Here is a 22,608-nt window from a genome sequence, read left to right as displayed (position 1 = left end):
TGATTCCCCCTTACTACGGATTCACCACCCGAACCCCTTGGACGTAAATGTTGATGGACTGAACCGCCAATCCAAGCGTCTGATCGAGTGTATATTTCACTTTCGACTGCACATTGTGGGCGACTTCGGAAATTTTCGTCCCGTAACTGACGATGATGTACATGTCGATATGTACTTCGCCGTTTTCCTCGCGGACGATAACTCCTTTGGAAAAGTTCTCACGGCGCAAAATTTCCGACAGCCCGTCGCGAATTTGATTTTTCGACGCCATTCCGACAATGCCGTAGCAATCGACGGCCGCTCCCCCGGCAATCATGGCAATGACCTCATTGGCAATTTCAATGCGCCCATATTTTGTTTGCCATTCAATTGACATGTTCGTTCCCCCTTTGCGTATCTCGCACAGCTACCCCCATTGTACTATAACGTTTTCTGTTTTCAAAGCGCTCGGCCGCCCACTAGTATTATTTAGCCGAAAACTGAAATATATGTCAAGGACATTTTCTTGAAAGAGAAAGAGCGCGTCTATTGCAATCCCTTCCGTTGTATGATAAATTATAATAGTGTTTTTAGAGGGATGTAAAAGCAAGGAGGGAAAAACGATGGCGAAATGCTTCATTACCGGCAAGAAAAAATCGTTCGGCAACACACGTTCGCACGCCATGAACGCCAGCCGCCGCACGTGGAAAGCCAACTTGCAAAAAGTGCGCATTTTAGTCGACGGCAAACCGAAACGCGTTTGGGTTTCGGCGCGCGCCCTGAAATCCGGAAAAGTAAAACGCGTCTAACCGTTCAACAAAAAAAGCACCAAAAATGGTGCTTTTTTCTTACCCTTTTTTAAACGCGTTCAACACCGCCCGCACAATTCCGCCTAAAAATTTCGGCAGCTTGATCGTATAAAACTTCATCCCGATTCCCTCCTCACACCCGTCATATCACGCACTTCCCGCCATTTCCTTATCCAGTATATTCCGTTGCTGACCAATCGCAACTACGGGCAGCCGGCAAAATCGCTGCTCCTTATCATCATTAATATGCCTTCCGAAAACGAAAAAGTACCGGAAGATTGGATAAGTTCGTTACTAATACATAGTGTGGAACCGCGGGAAATATGACAGTCGGCCAATGGATATTTAAATCCAATAAGCGTGAGCCCCGCCACCGTTTCAGAAATCGGGATGTAAGACACATAGCGGTATCGATCGTCGCGTGTGATCGTATGCACGCCGGGCAGATGGACGGTCAACACATTTTGCCGGTCGACGATTTCAATCGGCCGGCCGGCGTATTTCAGCAACAGCTCGACATTGCCAAACAGATGGTCAAGCCGTCCGCCGGTGGCGCCAAACAGACGGATGTGGCAGGCGTCCTGTTCCACCGCCCAATCAAGGGCGATCTCCATATCTGTTTTGTCTTTTTCTGCCGGCCATATTTCCAAATCCGGAAGCATTTGCTGAAGCTTGGCCACTTCTTCAGCCGGCACGGAATCGAAATCGCCAAACGCCCGCACCGGCTGGAGGCCGGCTTCAAGCAGCGCCGTTGTGCCGCGGTCGACGCCGACCCAATGCACATCCGCGCCGTCATAGCGGCGCAAGCTAGGGAGAAGCTCACGCGGGCCGCCGCCGACAATATGGATCACCATTCCCCTTCCCCCCTTCGCCTTTTTCAATAAGAAAAAGCCTTGTTTCGCCTTGCCTGGCTTTTCCGGCGCTCACCGCCTACCGTTGCAGCGGCTGCCGGATGCAGGAGCCCGTTCTCTACTTGGCGCACGCTTCTCGCAAAGCGCGAATGGCCGCCGCCCGGTCCGCCTCATTGTAAATGGCCGACCCGGCGACGAGCACATTCGCCCCGGCTTCGGCGCAAAGCGGCGCTGTTTTCGCGTTGACGCCGCCGTCCACTTCGATGTCCAGCGCCTTGTTTTGTTCGCCGGCCAAACGGGCGACTTCGCGAATTTTCGGCACGACGGACGGAATGAACGCCTGCCCGCCAAACCCCGGGTTGACTGTCATCAATAGGACAAGATCGACATCGGCGATGACATGGCGGATTGTCTCAACCGGCGTATGCGGATTCAACACGACCCCGGCCTTGACACCTTGCTCTTTAATAAAGTGAATCGTCCGGTGCAAATGCACGCACGCCTCGGCGTGGACGGAGATGATGTCCGCCCCGGCTTTGGCGAACGCCGGAATGTATCGGTCAGGGTCGGCGATCATTAAATGAACGTCAAGCGGCAGCTTCGTCACCGGGCGAATGGCGGCAACGACCGGCGGCCCGATCGTGATATTCGGCACGAACCGTCCGTCCATGACATCGACATGAAGCCAATCGGCTCCGCCTTCTTCCACCGAACGGATTTCCTCGGCCAAACGGGAAAAATCAGCTGACAAAATCGATGGCGCAATTCGAATCATCGTTCAATACCTCGGCTTTCGTTCTTTCATTTCCGCAACAAAACTTAAATAATGGTCGTAGCGGTACGGCGGAATGTCCCCAGCCTCAGCCGCCTCGCGGACCGCACATTTCGGTTCGGCCACATGAAGGCAGCCGCGGAACTTGCACCCTTCTCCGTATTCCCGGAATTCCGGAAAATAGCGCGGCAGCTCGTCAAGTTCAATATCGTCGAACTCGAGGGCGCTAAACCCCGGTGTGTCGGCGACGAGCCCGCCGGCCACCTCCAGCAGCTCGACGTGGCGGGTCGTATGTTTGCCGCGCCCTAAATGGGTGGAAATATCGCCGGTTTTCAGCCGCAAATCCGGGCGAAGCGCATTTAACAGCGATGACTTGCCGACGCCGGACTGTCCGGCAACGACCGAGACGCGGCCGCGCAGGTGCGCCGCCAGCTTATCGAGGCCGTCTTTTGTCACGGTCGACGTCTCAATCACCTCATAGCCAATGCGCCGGTAATCACCTGCATAACGGGCGATCGCGTCTTTCGCCTCGCCATCGAGCAAATCCATTTTGCTAATGACGATAATCGGCGCAATTTCCTTCGATTCGATTAAGACGAGAAAGCGGTCCAACAGCTTGGCGCTAAAGTCCGGGCTTACGGCAGAAAAAACTAAAATCGCCTGCTCGACGTTGGCGATCGGCGGCCGCACCAGTTCATTTTGCCGCTCGCGAATGTCCAAAATGTAGCCTTCCGTCTCACTTGTCGCCGTAAAGACGACGCGGTCGCCGACAAGCGGCGTCACTTTTTGCTTGCGAAACACACCGCGCCCGCGGCACTGAAACACATTCCCTTCCGAGAGCACGTAATAAAATCCGCTCAACGCTTTGATGATTTGCCCTTCTGCCATAGCCTCACTCCTTTTTTCCGCCGTGTTCTGGATATGGAATCGATCCTTCGTCTTTGACAACATTGTTGACAATAACGCGATAATACGCCGTCTCCCCGTATGGAATTTCAAACTCTACGATCTCCGTGGCCGGCCCTGTCAGCCGGTACGTTTTATATGGCGTTGTCATGTTATGGTTCGCATCTTGAATGTAAAGCTGGGCTTCCACCACCTGTCCGTTTTCCGCCGGCTCGTATGGGATGACGATTTCTTTGATGACCGTTTTGGATGGCTTCGGCTCCGGGCCGCGGGAAATGACGACCGTAACAGTCTTGCCTTTTTCCACCTGCTCATTGGCTGCCGGAGTTTGCGAGATGACAAGCCCTTTCGGCACTTCATCGGAATACTCGTACTTCACTTCAATGCGCAGCCCTTGGTCTTCGCCGTAGTCGCGCACACTTTTTTCCGTATAGCCGCTCAAGTCTTTGAGCGTTACGGTTTCCGGACCGAGGCTGACCGTGAACATCACTTCCGTTTCGCTCGGCACGACTTCATCGCCGGCGTACGGATATTGATCCAAAATCGTCCCTTCCGGCTTATCGCTATGGCGGCCGTTGCGCGTAATGCGAGTGAACCCTTCCGCGCGCAGCTCCTCCTCGGCGGCCGAAATATCGTCGCCGATAAAGCTTGGAAACTCGATTTTCTTTTTGCCGGCGCTCTTATAGATGACAATGCCGGCCCCTTGCTTCACCGTCATTCCGGCTTCCGGGTCGGTGCGCACGACTTTTCCTTCTTCTATTGCATCATCTTCGACATCGATCGTGTCTTTGATTTCCAAGCCGAGCGCCGACAACTGTTCAACAGCTTCGTCATAGTCTTTATTGACGACATCCGGCACCGTCACTTCCTTTGGAAAGAACACGTCCGGAATCCATGTGAGCGCGCTCACGCCGGCCGCTCCAAGCAATAGGATGACGGCGGCAAGCCAGGCGATCCAGACCCGCTTCCGTTTCGGCTTCGCCTTTGGCTCGTCATCCGCTTTGGCCGGCTCGTTCGCCTTTTCCTCATAGACAAGCGTCTCCGGCTCAAGCGCGGCGCTTTCCGGATGTTTTATGATCGGGATGGCCTTCGTCGCTTCATCGCCGTCATCCGGGATCGTGAATTTGGCCTCGTTGCGCCGCCTCGGGTCCAGCGCCGTCCGGATGTCCTCGTTCATGGCGCGCGCCGATTCATAGCGGTAAAACGGGTCTTTCGCCGTCGCTTTTAAAATAATATTTTCGACGCTTTGCGGAATGTCGGGATTCCACGCCTTGGGCGACGGCGTTTCCGCCTGCAAATGCTTCAGCACGATCGAAACGGCCGATTCGCCGGAAAACGGCAGCCGGCCGGTGACAAGCTCAAACATGACGATGCCAAGCGAATAAATGTCCGACTTTTCAGTGGCAATGCCGCCGCGCGCCTGCTCCGGCGACAAATAATGAACCGAACCGAGCACCGAGTTCGTCTGTGTAATCGTCGTTCCGCTCATCGCCACCGCGATGCCGAAGTCGGTCACTTTCACGTTGCCGTGCTCATCAAGCAAAATGTTTTGCGGTTTAATGTCGCGGTGGATAATACCGTTCTCATGGGCATGGGCGATGGCCGACGTCAGTTGGTCCATGATGCAAAGCGCCCGCTCGACCGGAAGCGGGGCATGCTGCTGAATGTACTGTTTCAGCGTCGAACCGCGCACATACTCCATCACGATATAATAAAGGCCTTCTTCCTCGCCGACGTCGTAAATCGGCACAATATGCTCATGATTTAAGCTCGTCGCCGCCTGCGCTTCGCGGCGGAACCGTTTAATAAACCGGTCGTCGTTGGCAAAATCAAGGCGGAGCACTTTCACGGCGACATCGCGCTCCAAAATGATGTCGCGGGCCAAATAGACATTCGCCATGCCGCCGCCGCCGATCAGGCTGATGATTTTGTAGCGGTCGTTCAATCGCTTTCCGATAAGCACGCCGATCACCCACCTTCACGTTCCACTGAAAAATCAACGACTGCAAGCGAAATGTTGTCTTCTCCGCCCCGCCCGTTCGCCAATTCGATGAGCGCCTGCGCTTTTTCTTCAAGCGCGCCGGCACCGGTCAAAATTTGCACGATGTCTGCCTCGGGCACTTTATTTGACAATCCGTCCGAGCATAGCAGGAGCATATCGCCGTCATCGATGGAAACGGTTTTGATATCGACCTTCACGGCCGGTTCGGTGCCAAGCGCCCGCAAAAGCACGTTTTTGCGTGGATGGTGTTCGGCGTCCTCTTTGGAAATTTGCCCGCTTTTGACCAGCTCATTGACAAGAGAATGGTCATCGGTCAACTGTTGAATTCCGTTTTGGTTCAATAAGTAGCAGCGGCTGTCGCCGATATGCGCGATGGTGGCAAACGGCCCAGCGCAAATGGCGCCGACGACCGTCGTTCCCATCCCTTGGCATTCCGGATGGGAGAGGGCGTAGCGAAACAGCCGCTCATTGGCGGCTGCGATCTGCACTTTCAGCCACTGCTCCGCCTCAGCCGGCGAGGAAACGCACGGCGCTTGCTCCCATTGCTCTTGCAAGTGCGCCACCGCCATCGCGCTCGCCACATCGCCGGCGCGGTGACCGCCCATTCCATCGGCGACAACCGCGAAATATTGGCCGCTTTCGTTGACAAATACACCGCCGTTGTCTTCGTTATGCTCGCGAATTTGGCCGATATCAGTTCGGAAAACGGCTCGCATCCGATTCACCTCGTCTCTTCTTTCCGCTCCTTCGCGCGAAGCTGTCCGCAGGCGGCATCGATGTCGTGTCCGTGTTCGCGGCGAATGGTGACGTTGATTCCATGTTTTTTCAGCGCCCGTTCAAAGGCAAAAATTTGGTTGCGCGGCGTGCGCACATAATTTCGCTCCGGCACATAGTTGACCGGAATCAAATTTACATGGCATTTCAGCCCTTTAAGCAGCTCGGCCAGCTGCTCGGCATGCTCAAGTTGGTCATTCACTCCGCCGAACAATCCGTACTCGAACGTCACGCGCCGTCCAGTTTTTTCAATGTAGTATCGGACCGCCTCCATGAGCTTCGGCAGCGGATACGCCTTATTAATCGGCATCAGCTTCGTCCGTAGCTCGTTCGTCGGTGCATGCAGCGAAATGGCGAAATTGATTTGCATGCCTTCGTCAGCAAATTGATAGATTTTCGGAATAATCCCGCTCGTTGACACGGTGATATGGCGGGCGCCGATGTTCAACCCTTTCGGATGGTTGACGATGCGCAAAAATTTGATGAGCGCATCGTAATTGTCAAACGGCTCGCCAATGCCCATCACGACGATGCTGCTGACGCGCTCATTGGTCTCATCGAGCGCCTTTTGCACGTGTACAACTTGAGCGACGATTTCGCCCGCTTCCAAATGACGCTTCAGCCCACCGAGCGTCGAGGCGCAAAACGTGCAACCGATGCGGCAGCCGACTTGGGTCGTCACGCACACCGAATTGCCGTAGTTATGGCGCATGAGCACGGTCTCGATCGAATAGCCGTCATGGAGCTCAAACAAAAACTTGATCGTCCCATCTTTGGACGTTTGCTTGACAATCGTTTTGAGCGTCGTGATCGAAAACGACGCCGCGAGCTGTTCGCGCAGCCGTTTCGGCAAGTTCGTCATCTCGGCAAAATCGGTGACGCGCTTTTCATACAGCCATTCGTAAATTTGTGTGGCGCGAAACGGCTTTTCGCCTTGAGCAGCAAGCCATTCTTTCCACTCGTCAAGCGTGAGCGAATAAACAGACGGCAACGATGGCGGCTGCCCGCCGCTGGAGGCCCGGCGGACAGCGGTCTGGACGATTTCCACTCCATTTACACCTTCTTTCGTAGTAATGCGATAAAAAACCCGTCGGAATCAAAATAATGCGGCAACAGCTGCAGCATTCCGCTTCGCACGCGCGGCCGCACCGGCTCTGGCATCCGCTCGGCGAGACGGTCGTCAAGGGCAAAATCCGGATGGTCGGCCAAAAAACGGGCGATCGCGTCTTCATTCTCTTCGCGCTCGATGGTGCACGTGCTGTAAACAAGCACGCCCCCTTTTTTCAACAGCGGCGCGGCCGCCCGCAAAATGGCTTGCTGCACCGCAACGAGCGAGGCGACGTCGTCTTTCCCTTTCGTGTATTTGATCTCCGGCTTGCGGCGAATGACGCCGAATCCGGTGCACGGCGCATCGACCAAAATGCGGTCAAACGACTCAGGGGCAAACCGCTCGCCGAGCCGGCGGCTGTCAAGGGCGAGGGGGGTGATGCAGCGAAACCCAAGCCTTTGCGCCTGCTGCTCAATGAGCTTCACTTTATGCTCATGAACATCGACGGCGACCACTTCACCGCGGCCGCCCATCCGCTCGGCGATATGGGTCGTCTTCCCCCCGGGCGCCGCGCAGCAGTCAAGCACCCGCTCGCCGGGAGCCGGATCAAGCGCCCGGGCGACAAGCATCGAGCTTTCATCTTGGATCGTCAGCAAACCGGCGCGAAACGCTTGCGTATGCGCCAAATTTCCTTTTTCCGCGCGGACAGCCTCCGGCGCGAGATGGCCGGGAGCAGCTGCCATGCCTTCAGCACGCAGCCGGTCAAGCGCTTCCTCCACCGTCGCCCGCAGCCGGTTGACGCGGGCTGTTGACTGCGGCGGGCGCAAATTCGTCTCGCACATGCGCGCCGTTTCCTCAAAACCGTATTGGCCGATCCAGCGCCGGACAAGCCATTCCGGATGGCTGGTGGCGACGGCGAGCCGTTTTCCGGAGTCGTGAATCGCCTCAAGCGAAGGCAGACCCTCACGGCCGATCGTGCGCAAAACGCCGTTGACAAGCGAGGCGATGCCGCGATGGCCGCGCCGCTTGGCGATCTCGACCGCTTCAAAAATGGCGGCGTGATCCGGGACGCGGTCCAAATACACCATTTGGTACAGCGTCAACCGGAGCAGCATGCGCACCCACGGCTCCAGCCGGCGCGCCTTTCGCAAAAACGGAGCTAAATAGTAGTCAAGCGTATCACGCCGCTGCACCGTGCCGTAGACGATCTCCGTCAGCAACGCCGCATCGCGCCCGTCAAGCCGGCCTTTGCGAATCGCTTCATTGAGCTCCAGATGGCTGTAGGCTCCTTGTTGTTCAATTGCCAACAATGTCTCCAACGCAAGTTCACGTACGTTCATGATCCTCTCCTAGCTTCATGCCGACCGAAAGACGGCTGCCGGCGCCGCGCAAAAACTCGCCGGCGGCCATCCGCTTTTTGCCGGCCGGCTGCAATTCGGTGATGCGAATGGCTGTCTCATTGCCGGTGGCCACTACAATGCCGTTTTCCTCGAGCGCCACAATCGTGCCCGGCGGCGCCGCTTCTGGTGTCGGCACTTTTTCTCCCCACCAAACTTTCCAAACGTTCCCGCTGTGTGTCGTATACGCAACCGGCCACGGATGGAAGGCGCGAATATGGTTGTAAATGGCTTCACCAGGCTGCGTCCAGTCGATCCGCTCCTGCTCGCGGCGAATGTTCGGCGCATACGTCGCTTTCTCCTCATCTTGCGGAACGGGCGCAATGTTTCCTTCCAATAAAAGTGGAAGCGTTTCTGATAATAGTTTAGCCCCGGCGGCGCTCAATTTATCATGGAGCGTGCCGACCGTGTCCGTTTCAGCAATCGGCACCTCGACTTGCGCCAACATATCGCCGGCATCCAGCTTCTCGACCATATACATGATCGTGACGCCCGTTTTCGTTTTTCCTTGCCAGATGGCATAATGGATCGGCGCCCCGCCGCGCAGCTCGGGCAGAAGCGAGGCATGGACATTGATGCAGCCGTATTTCGGCGCTTCCAGCAGCGCTTTCGGCAAAATTTGCCCGAACGCCGCCGTCACAATCAAATCAGGCGCAAACGCCAACACTTGTTCGTATTGCTCCGGCTCACGAATTTTTGTCGGCTGCAGCACCGGGATGCCGTGGCGCTCCGCTTCCACTTTCACCGGGGGTGGCACGAGCTGGCGCTTCCGCCCTTTTGGCTTATCCGGCTGGGTGACAACCGCCGAAACATGATAGCCGTCGTCAAGAAGCTGCCGCAAAATCGGCACGGCAAAATCAGGAGTCCCCATAAACACAATGTTCGTCATCGGCATCTATCCTTCCAATTCCTCAAGATCACAGTAACGGATCACTTTTGATGTAAACAGCACACCGTGCAAATGGTCGATTTCATGCTGCAACGCGCGCGCCAAAAAACCGGCGGCCGAAAGCGTAAACGAACGGCCGCGCCGGTTTTGCGCCCGCACGTTCACAAATTTCGCGCGCGGCACTTCGCCAAACAGGCCGGGAAAGCTCAAACAGCCTTCCACATCGACCTCTTCGCCGCGCGCCTCGAGGATAACTGGGTTGATGAGCTCAATCCGGCCGTGTTCATCGCCGACGTCAATGACGGCGATCTGCTTGGCGATGCCGACTTGCGGGGCGGCCAAGCCGACCCCGTCAGCGGCAAGCATCGTATCGTACATGTCGTCAAGCAGCCGGGCAAGCTCGCGGTCAAACGTTGTCACCGGGGCGCACGGCTGCTCCAAAATCGGGGCGGGATATGTGACAATCGGCAATATTGGCAACGTCATTTCCTCCATTTTCACATCATCATATACGGGTTCGTATCGACGGTGATGGCCGCTCCGCCATGGGCGGCATCGGCTTGGTAGCGGTCGATGACCGCTTTGAGCGCCGCCGTTACATTCGGTTCCCGTTTGTATTTTATCATGCACTGGTAACGATATCTATCGTGAAGGCGGGCGATCGGCGAGGCGACCGGACCGAGAACGACCGCCTCGTTTGACAGCTGTTTGCGCATGTAGGCGGCGATTTTTTCCGCCGTCTTGGCGGCAGCCGGCGCTTCCTGGTGGGCGACCGTGATGAGCGTCAAGTAGTAGTACGGCGGATAACCGTGCGCTTTGCGCAGCATCATCTCCTGCCGATAAAAGGCGCGATAGTCATGGCGGGCGGCAAGCTCGATGCTGTAATGGTCGGGCGTGTACGTCTGAATGACGACTTCACCCGGCAGCTCATGCCGTCCGGCGCGCCCGCTCACTTGTGTCAGCAGCTGAAACGTTTTTTCCGCGGCGCGGAAATCGGGCAAATGCAGCATCGTGTCAGCCGCCAGCACGCCGACGAGCGTGACGTTTGGAAAATCGAGCCCTTTGGCAATCATTTGCGTGCCGAGCAAAATATCGGCTTCCTTGGCGGCAAAACGGGAAAGCAGCTCTTCATGCGCCCCTTTGCGTCCGGTCGTGTCGACATCCATGCGGATGACGCGCGCTTTCGGCAGCAACCTCGTCAGTTCTTCTTCCACTTTTTGCGTGCCAGTGCCAAAAAAGCGGATGTGTTCGCTTCCGCACGACGGACAGCGGGGGGCAAGCGGCTCTTCATGCCCGCAATAATGGCATTTCATCCGCTCGCCGGCGCGATGGTACGTAAGCGAGATGTCGCAATGCGGACAACGGATGACGTAGCCGCAGCCGCGGCACATGACAAACGTTGAATAGCCGCGCCGGTTTAAAAACAGCACCGCCTGCTCGCCGCGTTCGAGCCGCTGTCGCAACCCGTCAAGCAGCCGGCGTGAAAACATGGAGCGGTTGCCGCTGCGCAGTTCCTCGCGCATATCGACGACATGGACCGACGGCAAACCTTGGCGGCTGACGCGCTCCGGCAGCTCAAGCAGCTCGTACACCCCTTTGGCGGCGCGGGCGAACGTCTCAAGCGAGGGGGTGGCGCTGCCAAGCACGACCGGGCAGCTGTGGCGGCGGGCGCGGTAAATGGCGACATCGCGCGCGTGGTAGCGCGGCATTTCTTCTTGCTTATAGCTCGTCTCATGTTCTTCGTCGATGATGATCATCCCTAAGTTTTCAAACGGGGCAAACACGGCTGAGCGCGCACCGACGACAAGCTGCACTTCTTTCCGGTGAATTTTCCGCCATTCGTCGTATTTTTCCCCGATGGACAGCCCGCTGTGGAGCACTGCCACCTTCGGACCGAACCGCCCCTTAAACCGCTCGACCATTTGCGGCGTCAGTGAAATTTCCGGGACAAGGACAATCGCCTCTTTCCCTTGGCGCAGCACTTCGTCGATCGCCTGCATGTACACTTCCGTCTTCCCGCTCCCGGTGACGCCGTAAAGCAAAAACGTGCGGTGCTCTCCGGCGCGCACCGAAGCGGCGATTTTCGCCAACGCCGCTTCTTGTGCCGGAGTGAGCGCCGGCGGCTCACTCGGCTGAAACGTGCGATGTTCGTACGGGTCGCGGTACACCTCGACATCGTTCAGCACCACCAATCCTTTGTCGACGAGCGCTTTCAGCGGCGCTGAGGAAACGCCAAGCGCCGCTTGCAGCTCGGCAACCGGCACCGCTTCCCCTTTTTCAAGCAAAAACGAAAGCACGTCCTTTTGCCTTGAAGGCAGCGCCGCCAGCGCGTCGTTTGCCTGTTTGTCCGGAACGGCCAAACGCGCATGCTTCACCGTTTTCTTGCCTGCTTTTTCTTTCACTTCGTAAACGGCTTCAAGCACACCTTGCTGTACCGCTTTTTGCGCCGCCCGCCATAAGCTGGCGGCTTCAATGTCTTTCCAAGCCACTTCCATTTGATGGACAAACAGCGGCTTTAGGTCGTCCGGCAATGCTTCCCGATTTCGTTCATCCGTCAAGCGGAGCGTTTTTTCATATTTCGCCCGCATCGCCGCCGGCAGCATCGCCTGGTACGCCGAGATGGCGAAACAGAGCGTCGTTTCCGTTAAATAGCGGCCAAGATCCAGCAGCTCTTCGTTTAACACCGGCACGACATCAAGCACATGCTCAATCGGTTTCAGCTGCTTGATGTCGGAATGGTCTTTCACCTCGACGACAAACCCTTGCAAACGCCGCGCCCCAAACGGCACCGTCACCCGCATGCCCGGCTGGATGACGCCTTGCCAGCGCTCCGGGATCGCATAATCGAACGGGCGGTCCGTCTGCCGGGACGGAACATCGACAATCACGGAGGCGACTTTCATCGAATCCCCTCGATATAGGCGTGTATTTCTTTTAAAATTTCCTCGGCCGCCTCGCGTTTTGTCATGAGCGGCAGCGGCCGAACGACGCCGTCGCGGCGGAAGATGGTGACGATGTTCGTATCGCCGGCAAACCCTGCGCCTTCTTCGGTGACATTGTTGGCGACGACCATATCGAGCCGCTTTTCTTCCAGTTTTTTTAACGCATACTGCTCAAGGTTGTCCGTCTCAGCGGCAAATCCAACCAAAATCTGCCCCGTTTTCCGCTCGCCAAGCGCCTTCAAAATATCGACCGTCCGCTCCATCTCGACGACATAACCGCCCGGTTGCTTTTTAATTTTGGAAGCTGCGACATATTTCGGCCGATAATCGGCGACCGCCGCCGCTTTGATCACGATGTCCGTTTCCGCAAAGCGAGACAAAACCGCTTCATACATTTCTTCCGCCGATTCAACCGCCACCGTCTCGACGCCATCGGGCGATGGGAGCGCCGTCGGTCCGGAGACGAGCGTCACCGAAGCGCCGAAGCGGGCCGCCGCTTCGGCGATGGCGTAGCCCATTTTTCCGCTCGAATAGTTAGAGAAATAGCGGACTGGGTCGAGCTTCTCCCGCGTCGGCCCGGCGGTGACAAGAATGCGCTTCCCGCGAAACAGCGGCGGATCGCCGGCAAAAAACCGCTCGATATGGGCAATGATGTTCTCCGGTTCCTCGAGACGCCCTTTGCCGATGTAGCCGCACGCCAAGTAGCCTTCCGACGGTTCGATGAACCGGTAGCCGAACTCACAGAGCCGCTCCATGTTCGCCCGAACGGCCGGATGCTCGTACATATGAACGTTCATCGCCGGAGCGATCCAGACGGGCGCTTTCGTCGCCAAAATCGTCGTCGTCACCATATTATCGGCGATGCCGGCGGCCAGCTTCGCCATCGTATTGGCCGTCGCCGGCGCAACGAGGACGAGATCCGCCCAGTCCGCCAAATCGATATGGGCGATGACGGCCGGGTTGTTTTCGGCAAATATATCGACATACACTTCCTGGCGCGACAATGCTTGAAACGTGAGCGGTGTAATGAACTGGCACGCCCCTTCTGTCATGATCACTTTTACTTCAGCGCCGCGCTGGACGAGCTGGCTGGTGAGCACCGCCGCCTTGTACGCCGCCACCCCCCCGGTCACACAAAGCAAAATATGTTTTCCCTTGATCATGTTGGCCACCCCCCGACATTGAAAAAAATAACAACCTAAAGCTAGGTTGTTATTTTTCCTCTTCCACTAATTCGACCTTGTCACCGGCAATTTCCTCGAGCGCCTGGCCGACAAATTTTTTCGACACCGGCTTTTTCACCATCAGCTCCGCACCGTCCTGCAACTCGCGTGCCCGTTTGGCCACCACCGTGACAAGCTTATACTTGGAGTCCACTTTTTGCATCAGCAAATCGATGGAAGGATACAGCATCGTCATTCCACCCCCAACATCCGTTTATATCGCTCGGCGACGCGTTCGCGCCGGCAATGCTCAGCCGTGACAATCGCCTTGATCCGCTCGCAGGCGAGCTCGACTTCATCATTTTCCACGACATAGTCGTACGCATCCATCATTTCAAGCTCCTCTTTCGCCGCCCGCAGCCGATTTTCAATCAGCTCTTTCGACTCGGTGCCGCGTCCGATGATCCGCTTTTCAAGCTCCGTGAGACTTGGCGGGGCCAAGAAAATGAAGAGCGCCTCTGGAAACGCCCGCCGCACTTTCATCGCTCCTTGCACTTCGATTTCCAAAAACACGTCTTTCCCTTCGGCGAGCGTTTTTTCCACATAATCAATCGGCGTCCCATAATAGTTGCCGACATACTCGGCCCATTCGAGCAGCTTGTTTTCCCGAATCATTTGTTCAAACTGCTCGCGCGTCCGAAAGAAATAGTCGACGCCTTCCACTTCGCCTTCGCGCGGCTTGCGTGTTGTGACGGACACTGAATAATGAAGCTTGATGTCAGGACGCGAAAACAGCGCTTTGCGCACCGTCCCTTTGCCAACGCCGGACGGCCCTGACATGACGATTAACAATCCACGTTCGCTTTTCAACGTTGAAAACCCTACCCTTCCTCGGAGAAATCATCGCTTCCGTACAAGCGGTTCGCCACCGTTTCCGGCTGTACGGACGATAAAATGACGTGATCGCTGTCGGTGATGATGACCGCGCGCGTTCTTCGGCCGTGCGTCGCGTCAACGAGCTTGCCGCTTTCGCGCGCATCTTGGATGATCCGTTTAATCGGCGCCGAATCAGGGCTGACAATCGTAATGATGCGGGCGGCTGACACCATGTTTCCGTACCCGATATTGATAAATTTCATCATCATGACACGCCCACCTGCCATATCCGATATTGTTGCCGCCAATAAGTCGTTTTAAACAGTTATTCCACATTTTGCACCTGCTCGCGCATTTTCTCAAGCACGCTTTTCATCTCAACGACTTGCGCGGCGATCAAGCTGTCGTTCGCCTTGGCGCCGATCGTGTTCACTTCGCGGTTCAGCTCTTGCACCAAAAAGTCAAGCTTCCTCCCGATCGGTTCGTCCGCCTCAAGGACGTCCGTCATTTGCGCCAAATGGCTGCGGATGCGTTTCAATTCCTCGTGAATGTCCGCCTTTTCCGCAAACACCGCCACTTCTGTGAGCAGCCGCGCTTCATCAACCGGAGAAGGCGCCCATTCGCGCAGGCGGCGCGCAAGCCGCTCGCGGTATTGCTCGACTACAAGCGGCGCCCGCTGCTCAATGACTTCCACCCCGGCTTCGACTTCATGAAGACGGGCGCGCAAATCCGCGGCCAGCGCCTCCCCTTCGTGCCGGCGCATGGCCACAAGTTCCTTTGCCGCTTCATCGACAGCGGCCAAAAGCAGCGGCTCGACCTGCTCGTTCGCTCCTTCCTCTTCCACCACTTCGACGGCCCCATCAAGCCGAAGCAACTCGGCCGCCGTCACGCTGCCGTCAATGGCAAATCGCTTTGCGGCTTCCTGCACTCCGGCCCAATACTGGCCAAGCAAATCCCAATCGATATGTACGCTCCGTTTCACAAGCCCTTCTCCGGCGATCGTGACGAACACTTCCACTTTTCCGCGCCGCACGTACGGTGAAATTGCTTTTTTTATTTTATCCTCAAACACGAGCCATTGTCTAGGGAGGCGAATGGAAATTTCACAAAACCGGTGGTTGACCGATTTCATTTCCACCGCCACCGTCAAGCGATCCGTTTTTTTCGTGCTCGCGCCAAAACCAGTCATGCTGTAAACCATGCCATCACATCCGTTGCGTCGTTGATGAAAAAGAAAAGGTCATAGAGCGCTCCTCTATCACCTTTTTTATTATAACATATCCATCCTTTTATTTTCTCGTAAAAAGCGAGCCGGCAAACAAAAAGGTCGGCAAGGCGGACAAACCGATGATGAGCAGCCAATCGACGGCCGCAAGCGGCTTCGTATGGAACACGGCAGCCAGCGGCGGGTAGTAGATCACGACCAGCAGCAACAGCAGCGACACGATCACCGCTGCAACGAGATACATGTTGCCGAACGGACTGCGGTCAAAAACCGAACGATCGCAGCGGCAGTCGAACACATGGATCAATTGGGCCAACACAAGCGTCGCAAACGCCGCTGTCTGGGCGTAAACGAGATCCTCGCCGCTCCGTTCATAGGCGGTCAGAAACGCAGCCAGCGTAACAACGCCGATCAAAAAGCCGCGGCTTACGATTTTCCAGCCGAGCCCGCGGGCGAACACCCCTTCATCGGGACGGCGCGGCGGCCGCTTCATCACGTTTTCTTCTGGTTGGTCGAGCCCGAGCGCCATGGCTGGCAAACCGTCGGTGACAAGATTGACCCATAAAATTTGAATCGGCACGAGCGGCAGCGGCAAGGCAAGCAGCATCGCAAACAACATGACGAGAATTTCCCCAACGTTCGAGGCGAGCAAGTAGCGGATAAACTTGCGGATGTTTTCGTAAATGTTGCGCCCTTCTTCAATCGCGGCCTCAATCGTCGCAAAGTTGTCATCAAGCAGCACGAGCGACGCCGCCTCTTTCGCCACTTCCGTCCCCGACCGGCCCATCGCGACGCCGATATCCGCCGCTTTCAACGCCGGCGCGTCGTTCACCCCGTCGCCGGTCATGGCGACAATATGACCGCGGCGCTTAAAGGCGTTGACAATTTTCAGCTTATGCTCCGGGGAGACGCGGGCAAACACGTAAATATTATCGACCTCGCGTTCGAGCTCGTCGACCGACAGGCGCGATAACGTCGCCCCGTCCATCACTTTTCCGCCGGGCGGGAGCACGCCAAGCTGTTTGGCGATGGCCGTTGCGGTCAACACATGATCCCCGGTGATCATCACCGTTTTCATCCCCGCCTCTTTGCATCGCGCCACCGCCTGCTTCACCTCCGGCCGCGGCGGATCGATCATGCCGGCGACGCCGAGAAACCGAAGCTTCGTCTCCGCCTCCTTCTCCGATCCGATCCGTTCCGTTTCCGCAAGCGGCCGATACGCAATGGCAATCGTGCGCAAGGCGGAAGACGCCATCTGGCGAATCGCCTTCTCAATCGTCTCTTTCCACGCCGGGGTCAGCGCCTGCTCGCGCCCATTCCATTCCAGGCGGTCCGCCCGCTCAAGCAGCACATCGGGCGCCCCTTTCGTCACAACGAACCGCCGCCCGTTCCGGTCGCGAATGATGACCGTCATCATTTTCCGCTCGGAATCAAACGGAAACTCCTGTTCGATCGTGTACTCACGCAAAAGCATTCCTTTCGCCAATCCAGCTTTGGCCGCCGCGACCAGCAGCGCTCCTTCCGTCGGATCGCCGTCGACGTAACGCCGGCCGTTTTCCTCTTTCAACTCCGAACTATTGCAAAGCACCCCCATTGTCAACAGGCGAGCGAGCTCGGGAACGCGGTTCGGATCAACCGTCCGGCCGCGTTCAGAAAACTCGCCATCCGTTTCAAGACCAACGCCGCTTACCGCAAATGTCCGCCCGCCTGCCCATACTTGCGTGACGGTCATCATGTTTTCCGTCATCGTCCCCGTTTTGTCGGAACAAATGACCGAAGCGCAGCCGAGCGTTTCCACCGCCGGAAGCTTGCGGACGATGGCGTTTCGTTTGATCATCCGCTGCACGCCAAGCGCCAAGACGACCGTCACAATGGCCGGCAACCCCTCCGGAATGGCGGCGACCGCGAGCGACACACCAGCCAAAAACATTTCATACAGGTCGTGCCCTTGAATGACACCTACGGCCACGACCGCTGCCGTCAGCGCCAATGCGACGACAAGCAAAATTTTCCCAAGCTGCTCGAGCCGGCGCTGGAGCGGGGTTGCCCCCGCATCCGCCTCTTCGAGCATCGTTGCGATTTGTCCCATCGCTGTTTTCATCCCAGTGGCGATGACAATCCCGACCCCATTCCCTCTTGTCACGAGCGTCCCCATAAACGCCATATTGTGCAAATCGCCGAGCGACGCCTGTTTCGTATGAAGCGGGGCGGCGGATTTGGCCACCGGCACTGATTCGCCCGTCAGCGCCGACTCCTCGATTTCCAGGCCGGCCGCCTCAATCAAGCGGATGTCGGCCCCGACCCGGTCGCCGCTTGCAAGTCTCACCACATCGCCGACAACAAGCTCGCGCGTGGGGACTTTCACCCACTCCCCGCCGCGCAACACAACCGCTTGCGGAGCGGACAACCGTTTTAAGGCGGCAAGCGACTTTTCCGCCCGCCGCTCCTGGATAAACCCGAGAATGGCGTTCATGATCACGATGACGACAATCGCCACCGCATCCGCATACTCGCCTAAAAATGCGGAAATCACCGTCGCCAAAAGCAACACAAGCACCATAAAATCTTGAAACTGGCGAAAAAAGACAACGATGGCCGACTCCTTCTTCCCTTCCGCCAGCTCGTTGTACCCGAACTGCCGCAGCCGTTTTTCCGCCTCCGCCGCCGTAAGCCCGGTTTTGACATTCGTCTTCGTCTCGTGCGCGACATCGCTTGCCGCGAGCGTATGCCATTGCATCTGTCTCCCTCCGTCCTTCCATTTTTTCGCACGCTGTTCCCTCTTCTCTATGCTTATTCATACATGTCCCAAAAAATGATAGTCCCCGCCATGATGTTTAGCGACACAAACATAAGGAGTCGTGGGGCCCTTTGCCACGCCATCTCCCCCATAAGGGAAAAAATCGTGTCAAAAAAGCGGGCCTCCCCATTTTATGCAACATGTTCGTCGGGCATCTTCGTCCGTCTTCAGGTAATATTCAAAGAAATGTTCAAAACGGCGGGTCGTATGGTAAGATCGAAATAGCAAACAAACGAAATAGAAAGGTGTTTTCCATGTCCTTTGACGGAGTGTTTACGTACGCCATTGTCGGTGAACTCGAAGAGGCGCTTGCGGGCGGGCGGATCACGAAAATCCACCAGCCGTCGGCGTATGAGATCGTGCTGCTTGTGCGCGCCCGGGGCCATAACCATAAAGTGATGCTGTCGGCGCATCCGACGTACGCGCGCGTCCATTTGACAAACGAAACGTACAACAACCCATCCGAGCCGCCGATGTTTTGCATGCGGCTGCGCAAACAGTTGGAAGGAAGCATCATCGAGTCGGTCCGCCAAGCCGATTTCGACCGCATCATCATCATCGATGCAAAAGGCCGCGATGAACTCGGCGATCTGCAGACGAAGCGGCTCATCATCGAAGTGATGGGCCGCCATAGCAACATCATCCTCGTTGATGCATCGACCAACACGATCATCGACAGCTTGAAACATTTGCCGCCGTCGGTCAACCGCTACCGGACGGTGCTTCCCGGGCATCCGTACGTCGCCCCACCGACGCACGGCAAGCTGAACCTGCTTGAGGCGACGGAAGAAATGGTGCTGAAAAAAATCGACTTTCACGCCGGCAAGCTCGCCCATCAGCTTGTTTCCGCCTTCAGCGGCATTTCGCCGCTATTTGCCAATGAGGCGGTGTTCCGCGCTGGACTCGCCAACCGGACGACGCTGCCAAAAAGCTTTCTTTCGCTCATCGATGACGTGCGCGGCCGCCGCTTTGCCCCGATGATGTACACGAACGTGGAAAAAGAATGGTTTTACGTTTTGCCGCTTAAGCACTTAAAAATCGAAGGCCAACCGTTTGCGAGTGCAAGCGAGCTATTGGACCGCTTTTATTTCGGCAAGGCCGAGCGCGACCGCGTCAAGCAGCAAGCTCATGACATCGAGCGTCTCATGGCGAACGAAAAGGCGAAAAACGAGAAAAAGCTCCTAAAGCTCGAACAGACGCTCGAAGAAGCAAAGAAAGCCGACGTTTATCGACTGTACGGCGAACTGCTCACCGCCCATTTGTACGCCATAAAGCGCGGCATGACGGAAATCGAGGTCGCAAACTACTACGACGAAAACGGAGGCACCATCACCATTCCGCTCGACCCGCAAAAATCGCCGTCCGAGAACGCGCAACAGTACTTTCAAAAATACCAAAAAGCGAAAAACTCGTTCGCCGTCGTTCAAGAACAAATCGAGCGGACGAAAGAAGACATCGCCTATTGCGACACGATTTTAAGCCAGCTTGAAACCGCCTCGCCGAAAGATGTCGAGGAAATCCGCGACGAGCTCATTGAACAAGGCTATTTGCGCCCGCGCGCGGCCAAAGGAGCAAAAAAGCGCAAACCAACCGCACCCGAGCTTGACCGCTACGTCGCAAGCGACGGCACGGAAATACTCGTTGGCAAAAACAACAAACAAAACGATTATCTCACAACAAAGCTGGCCCATAAGGACGATGTTTGGCTGCATGTGAAAAACATTCCCGGCTCGCACGTCGTCATCCGGAACAAGCAGCCGTCTGACGAGACGCTCTTGGAAGCGGCGAATCTTGCCGCCTACTTCAGCAAAGCGCGCCATTCCGGCTCCGTGCCTGTCGACTACACGCGCATCCGCTATGTAAAAAAACCGAGCGGCGCCAAGCCGGGATTTGTCATTTACGAAAACGAGCAAACGCTCTACGTCACACCGGATGAAGAACTCGTCCGCACCATGAAACAGAGGCAAAAAGAACAAGCGGCGAAACCATCGTAAACGCGCCCCAATGGCCGCCCAACACGGCATCGGGCGATCCGCGCGAACTCCCGCAAACCGAAACGGTCTAGCGCCGCATAAAAGACAGCGGGCTGTCTGTAAGACCAGCTGCATTGGCCTTACGGACAGCCCGCTTTGCAAACTTGTCGAGTCAACCACAAGCCGCCATCGCGAATGCAATTTGTTATCTTCAATCATCGTTGCCGTTTTGGATATGGTATAATAATGAAAAAAGCGAGGGAGATCCGATGAATCCAGAACCATCCAAACTGTATACGTATGCCGATTATATTCAATGGGATGGGCGTTGGGAGCTTATTGATGGAAAAGCTTACAACATGAGCCCTTCACCAACGTGGGAGCATCAGTTTACCGTTATGGAACTATCGTTCGCATTTCGTTCGTACTTTCAAAATAAAGATTGCTACGTTGCCATTGCTCCTTTTGATGTTCGTCTCTCCGAAAACGATGACTACACATATGCAAAACATGTCGTTCAACCCGATATTTCTGTCATTTGCAATCGAAACAACTTAACACCAAACGGCTGTTTAGGCGCACCAACACTCATTGTCGAGGTTCTTTCTCCGTCTACAGCATTAAAAGATCGAAATGAAAAATTTAAACTATACGAACAATTTGGTGTAAAAGAATATTGGATTGTTGACCCTTTGTATAAAACGATTGAAGTATTTGGGTTAGAAGATGGATTTTTTAAAAAAAGAGAAGCGTTTGGGGAAAATGAAACCATCATCTCTTTTCTATTTACCGATTGTTCTCTCGAGGCGAGGCGATTATTTTTTCAATAAAAATATCCGTATAGTCAAAAAATAAATTAAATCTAATATAGAATATTAAAAATTTATAATAAAAAAATATTAAAATATAAATGAAGGAGGCGATAAATATTTTAGTAACAAGAGTTGAACAACATCAAATTAATTCCTATCATTACTTATATCATTATTGTAATGATTTATGTTTCAAATCTAAAAATCTTTACAATTATGCTAATTACATTGTTAGACAAGAGTTTATAAATAACAATGAATGGATTCGTTATAATTCATTAGATAAGATGTTGAAACATAAACAAGTTTATAAAGAATTACCTGCTCAAACATCGCAACAAATATTAAGATTGCTAGATAAGAACTGGAAGTCATTTTTCAAGGCTATAAAGGATTGGAGTAAAAACAAAGAAAAATATTTGGGTAAACCAAAGTTGCCTAAATATAAAAAGAAAAATGGGCGTAATGTGGTGATTTTTACTAATCAACAATGCAAAATTAAAGATGGATATATTAAATTTCCAAAAACTGATTTAAAACTAAAAACAAAGGTTATTGAAGGATTGCAACAAGTGCGAATTGTACCAAAGGGTAGTATTTACGTAATTGAAGTTGTTTATAAAAAAGAAATTCCAAATATGATTCGTGAAAGTAATCGTGTTGTAGGTATTGATTTAGGATTAAACAACTTTGTAACTATGGTAAATAACATCGGTGAAACACCGATTGTTATTAATGGCAAAGGAGTCAAATCCATAAATCAATACTACAACAAACAAAAAGCGTATTTTCAAAGTATTTTAAAGAAACAAAATGGATTGAATTGGAGTAAAAGACTAGAAAAATTAACATTAAAACGAAACAATAAAATTAAAGACTTCATGCATAAAGCAAGTAGATATGTTGTAGATTGGTGTGTTAAGCATAATATTGATACGATTGTTATTGGTAAAAATGATAATTGGAAACAAGAGGTTGATTTAGGGAAACGATTAAATCAAGCGTTCGTTCAAATTCCTTATGATATGTTTATTGAACAATTACAATACAAATGTGAAGAAGTTGGAATTAAGGTTGTGTTAACAGAAGAATCATATACAAGTGGAACATCGTTTTTAGATGGCGAAGCTCCAATCAAAGAAAATTATGATAAGAACAGAGGAATTAAGAGAGGTTTATTTAAATCCAATAAAGGTATTTTAATTAACGCAGATGTCAATGGAGCATACAACATCATGAGAAAAGTATTCCCAAAGGCGTTCGCCAATGGGGTAGAGGGTGTAGGGTTACACCCTGTTAAGCTAAATGTAGCTTAACAAAGAATAATGTTTAATAAAAGATTTTAATATAATTGAATAAATTAAACATTATTCGTAACCTTGTCATTCGCGTC

Annotated in this window: 22 protein-coding genes; 4 read left to right on the top strand and 18 right to left on the bottom strand. The window is 54.2% G+C overall.

Annotated features, from left to right (window positions below):
* Positions 1-13: 13 nt before the first annotated feature.
* Entirely contained in the window at positions 14-376 is a 363-nt protein-coding gene (locus tag QSJ10_RS05305; protein WP_033011178.1) for an Asp23/Gls24 family envelope stress response protein, read from the bottom strand.
* Positions 377-602: 226 nt separating this feature from the next.
* Here QSJ10_RS05305 and rpmB point away from each other — a divergent pair, with 226 nt between their 5' ends.
* Positions 603-788, top strand: coding sequence for a 50S ribosomal protein L28 (gene rpmB / locus QSJ10_RS05300; RefSeq protein ID WP_033011180.1), 186 nt, complete (start codon positions 603-605; stop codon positions 786-788).
* Positions 789-827: 39 nt separating this feature from the next.
* Here rpmB and spoVM read toward each other — a convergent pair whose 3' ends face one another.
* The 17 genes from spoVM to QSJ10_RS05215 all read right to left on the bottom strand — a co-directional run bounded on the left by spoVM (position 828) and on the right by QSJ10_RS05215 (position 18,370).
* Positions 828-908 carry a stage V sporulation protein SpoVM gene (gene spoVM / locus QSJ10_RS05295; protein WP_033011182.1) on the bottom strand — a complete coding sequence of 27 codons (81 nt, stop codon included), beginning with the start codon at positions 906-908 and terminating at the stop codon, positions 828-830.
* An 83-nt stretch (positions 909-991) separates the two neighbouring features.
* On the bottom strand, positions 992-1,642 hold the full coding sequence (locus QSJ10_RS05290; protein ID WP_033011184.1) for a thiamine diphosphokinase: 651 nt from the start codon (positions 1,640-1,642) through the stop codon (positions 992-994).
* 115 nt (positions 1,643-1,757) lie between these two features.
* Positions 1,758-2,414, bottom strand: coding sequence for a ribulose-phosphate 3-epimerase (gene rpe, locus QSJ10_RS05285; RefSeq protein ID WP_053532426.1), 657 nt, complete (start codon positions 2,412-2,414; stop codon positions 1,758-1,760).
* 3 nt (positions 2,415-2,417) lie between these two features.
* Positions 2,418-3,299 carry a ribosome small subunit-dependent GTPase A gene (rsgA, locus tag QSJ10_RS05280; protein ID WP_033016062.1) on the bottom strand — a complete coding sequence of 294 codons (882 nt, stop codon included), beginning with the start codon at positions 3,297-3,299 and terminating at the stop codon, positions 2,418-2,420.
* Positions 3,300-3,303: 4 nt separating this feature from the next.
* Positions 3,304-5,280 (bottom strand): Stk1 family PASTA domain-containing Ser/Thr kinase, encoded by a 1,977-nt coding sequence (gene pknB, locus QSJ10_RS05275; RefSeq protein ID WP_053532435.1) that lies wholly within the window; start codon positions 5,278-5,280, stop codon positions 3,304-3,306.
* A gap of 5 nt (positions 5,281-5,285) precedes the next feature.
* A complete protein-coding gene (locus tag QSJ10_RS05270) occupies positions 5,286-6,035 on the bottom strand; it encodes a Stp1/IreP family PP2C-type Ser/Thr phosphatase (RefSeq protein WP_033011190.1) in 750 nt (249 codons plus the stop codon).
* Positions 6,036-6,040: 5 nt separating this feature from the next.
* On the bottom strand, positions 6,041-7,141 hold the full coding sequence (gene rlmN, locus QSJ10_RS05265; protein ID WP_033011194.1) for a dual-specificity RNA methyltransferase RlmN: 1,101 nt from the start codon (positions 7,139-7,141) through the stop codon (positions 6,041-6,043).
* 5 nt (positions 7,142-7,146) lie between these two features.
* On the bottom strand, positions 7,147-8,481 hold the full coding sequence (rsmB, locus tag QSJ10_RS05260; protein ID WP_033016065.1) for a 16S rRNA (cytosine(967)-C(5))-methyltransferase RsmB: 1,335 nt from the start codon (positions 8,479-8,481) through the stop codon (positions 7,147-7,149).
* Complete coding sequence (gene fmt, locus QSJ10_RS05255; protein ID WP_033016091.1) at positions 8,468-9,427, bottom strand: methionyl-tRNA formyltransferase; 960 nt, start codon at positions 9,425-9,427, stop codon at positions 8,468-8,470. Before fmt ends, rsmB begins: the two co-directional genes overlap by 14 nt.
* Before the next feature lie 6 nt (positions 9,428-9,433).
* Positions 9,434-9,907, bottom strand: a complete 474-nt coding sequence (gene def, locus QSJ10_RS05250) for a peptide deformylase (protein WP_033016092.1) — start codon at positions 9,905-9,907, stop codon at positions 9,434-9,436.
* Between the two features lie 17 nt (positions 9,908-9,924).
* The gene (priA, locus tag QSJ10_RS05245; RefSeq protein ID WP_033016071.1) at positions 9,925-12,330 is read right to left on the bottom strand and encodes a primosomal protein N'; all 2,406 of its coding nucleotides are present in this window, start codon (positions 12,328-12,330) and stop codon (positions 9,925-9,927) included.
* The gene (gene coaBC, locus QSJ10_RS05240; protein ID WP_053532425.1) at positions 12,327-13,532 is read right to left on the bottom strand and encodes a bifunctional phosphopantothenoylcysteine decarboxylase/phosphopantothenate--cysteine ligase CoaBC; all 1,206 of its coding nucleotides are present in this window, start codon (positions 13,530-13,532) and stop codon (positions 12,327-12,329) included. Before coaBC ends, priA begins: the two co-directional genes overlap by 4 nt.
* A 49-nt stretch (positions 13,533-13,581) precedes the next feature.
* Entirely contained in the window at positions 13,582-13,782 is a 201-nt protein-coding gene (rpoZ, locus tag QSJ10_RS05235) for a DNA-directed RNA polymerase subunit omega (protein ID WP_011230668.1), read from the bottom strand.
* A 2-nt stretch (positions 13,783-13,784) separates the two neighbouring features.
* Complete coding sequence (gene gmk, locus QSJ10_RS05230) at positions 13,785-14,402, bottom strand: guanylate kinase (protein WP_080706534.1); 618 nt, start codon at positions 14,400-14,402, stop codon at positions 13,785-13,787.
* 11 nt (positions 14,403-14,413) lie between these two features.
* Complete coding sequence (gene remA / locus QSJ10_RS05225; protein WP_033016074.1) at positions 14,414-14,677, bottom strand: extracellular matrix/biofilm regulator RemA; 264 nt, start codon at positions 14,675-14,677, stop codon at positions 14,414-14,416.
* A 56-nt stretch (positions 14,678-14,733) separates the two neighbouring features.
* A complete protein-coding gene (locus tag QSJ10_RS05220) occupies positions 14,734-15,609 on the bottom strand; it encodes a YicC/YloC family endoribonuclease (protein WP_053532424.1) in 876 nt (291 codons plus the stop codon).
* A gap of 88 nt (positions 15,610-15,697) precedes the next feature.
* Complete coding sequence (locus QSJ10_RS05215) at positions 15,698-18,370, bottom strand: cation-translocating P-type ATPase (RefSeq protein ID WP_033016076.1); 2,673 nt, start codon at positions 18,368-18,370, stop codon at positions 15,698-15,700.
* A gap of 314 nt (positions 18,371-18,684) precedes the next feature.
* Here QSJ10_RS05215 and QSJ10_RS05210 point away from each other — a divergent pair, with 314 nt between their 5' ends.
* The 3 genes from QSJ10_RS05210 (at position 18,685) to QSJ10_RS05200 (ending at position 22,531) form a co-directional block, all read left to right on the top strand.
* Complete coding sequence (locus tag QSJ10_RS05210; protein WP_053532423.1) at positions 18,685-20,424, top strand: Rqc2 family fibronectin-binding protein; 1,740 nt, start codon at positions 18,685-18,687, stop codon at positions 20,422-20,424.
* A 248-nt stretch (positions 20,425-20,672) separates the two neighbouring features.
* Complete coding sequence (locus tag QSJ10_RS05205; protein ID WP_033016078.1) at positions 20,673-21,233, top strand: Uma2 family endonuclease; 561 nt, start codon at positions 20,673-20,675, stop codon at positions 21,231-21,233.
* 80 nt (positions 21,234-21,313) lie between these two features.
* Entirely contained in the window at positions 21,314-22,531 is a 1,218-nt protein-coding gene (locus QSJ10_RS05200; protein WP_287135549.1) for an RNA-guided endonuclease InsQ/TnpB family protein, read from the top strand.
* Positions 22,532-22,608: the final 77 nt, after the last annotated feature.

Source organism: Geobacillus stearothermophilus ATCC 12980, from assembly GCF_030369615.1.
Lineage (GTDB): Bacteria > Bacillota > Bacilli > Bacillales > Anoxybacillaceae > Geobacillus > Geobacillus stearothermophilus.
This window is presented reverse-complemented; position numbering and strand designations above follow the sequence as displayed.

What these genes read in the sequence shown, in the direction of transcription:
- QSJ10_RS05305 (WP_033011178.1), bottom strand. Translation starts at nt 376, where the DNA reads ATGTCAATTGAATGGCAAACAAAATATGGGCGCATTGAAATTGCCAAT.
- rpmB (WP_033011180.1), top strand. Translation starts at nt 603, where the DNA reads ATGGCGAAATGCTTCATTACCGGCAAGAAAAAATCGTTCGGCAACACA.
- spoVM (WP_033011182.1), bottom strand. Translation starts at nt 908, where the DNA reads ATGAAGTTTTATACGATCAAGCTGCCGAAATTTTTAGGCGGAATTGTG.
- QSJ10_RS05290 (WP_033011184.1), bottom strand. Translation starts at nt 1,642, where the DNA reads ATGGTGATCCATATTGTCGGCGGCGGCCCGCGTGAGCTTCTCCCTAGC.
- rpe (WP_053532426.1), bottom strand. Translation starts at nt 2,414, where the DNA reads ATGATTCGAATTGCGCCATCGATTTTGTCAGCTGATTTTTCCCGTTTG.
- rsgA (WP_033016062.1), bottom strand. Translation starts at nt 3,299, where the DNA reads ATGGCAGAAGGGCAAATCATCAAAGCGTTGAGCGGATTTTATTACGTG.
- QSJ10_RS05270 (WP_033011190.1), bottom strand. Translation starts at nt 6,035, where the DNA reads ATGCGAGCCGTTTTCCGAACTGATATCGGCCAAATTCGCGAGCATAAC.
- rsmB (WP_033016065.1), bottom strand. Translation starts at nt 8,481, where the DNA reads ATGAACGTACGTGAACTTGCGTTGGAGACATTGTTGGCAATTGAACAA.
- fmt (WP_033016091.1), bottom strand. Translation starts at nt 9,427, where the DNA reads ATGACGAACATTGTGTTTATGGGGACTCCTGATTTTGCCGTGCCGATT.
- priA (WP_033016071.1), bottom strand. Translation starts at nt 12,330, where the DNA reads ATGAAAGTCGCCTCCGTGATTGTCGATGTTCCGTCCCGGCAGACGGAC.
- coaBC (WP_053532425.1), bottom strand. Translation starts at nt 13,532, where the DNA reads ATGATCAAGGGAAAACATATTTTGCTTTGTGTGACCGGGGGGGTGGCG.
- rpoZ (WP_011230668.1), bottom strand. Translation starts at nt 13,782, where the DNA reads ATGCTGTATCCTTCCATCGATTTGCTGATGCAAAAAGTGGACTCCAAG.
- remA (WP_033016074.1), bottom strand. Translation starts at nt 14,677, where the DNA reads ATGATGATGAAATTTATCAATATCGGGTACGGAAACATGGTGTCAGCC.
- QSJ10_RS05220 (WP_053532424.1), bottom strand. Translation starts at nt 15,609, where the DNA reads ATGGTTTACAGCATGACTGGTTTTGGCGCGAGCACGAAAAAAACGGAT.
- QSJ10_RS05215 (WP_033016076.1), bottom strand. Translation starts at nt 18,370, where the DNA reads ATGCAATGGCATACGCTCGCGGCAAGCGATGTCGCGCACGAGACGAAG.
- QSJ10_RS05210 (WP_053532423.1), top strand. Translation starts at nt 18,685, where the DNA reads ATGTCCTTTGACGGAGTGTTTACGTACGCCATTGTCGGTGAACTCGAA.
- QSJ10_RS05205 (WP_033016078.1), top strand. Translation starts at nt 20,673, where the DNA reads ATGAATCCAGAACCATCCAAACTGTATACGTATGCCGATTATATTCAA.
- QSJ10_RS05200 (WP_287135549.1), top strand. Translation starts at nt 21,314, where the DNA reads ATGAAGGAGGCGATAAATATTTTAGTAACAAGAGTTGAACAACATCAA.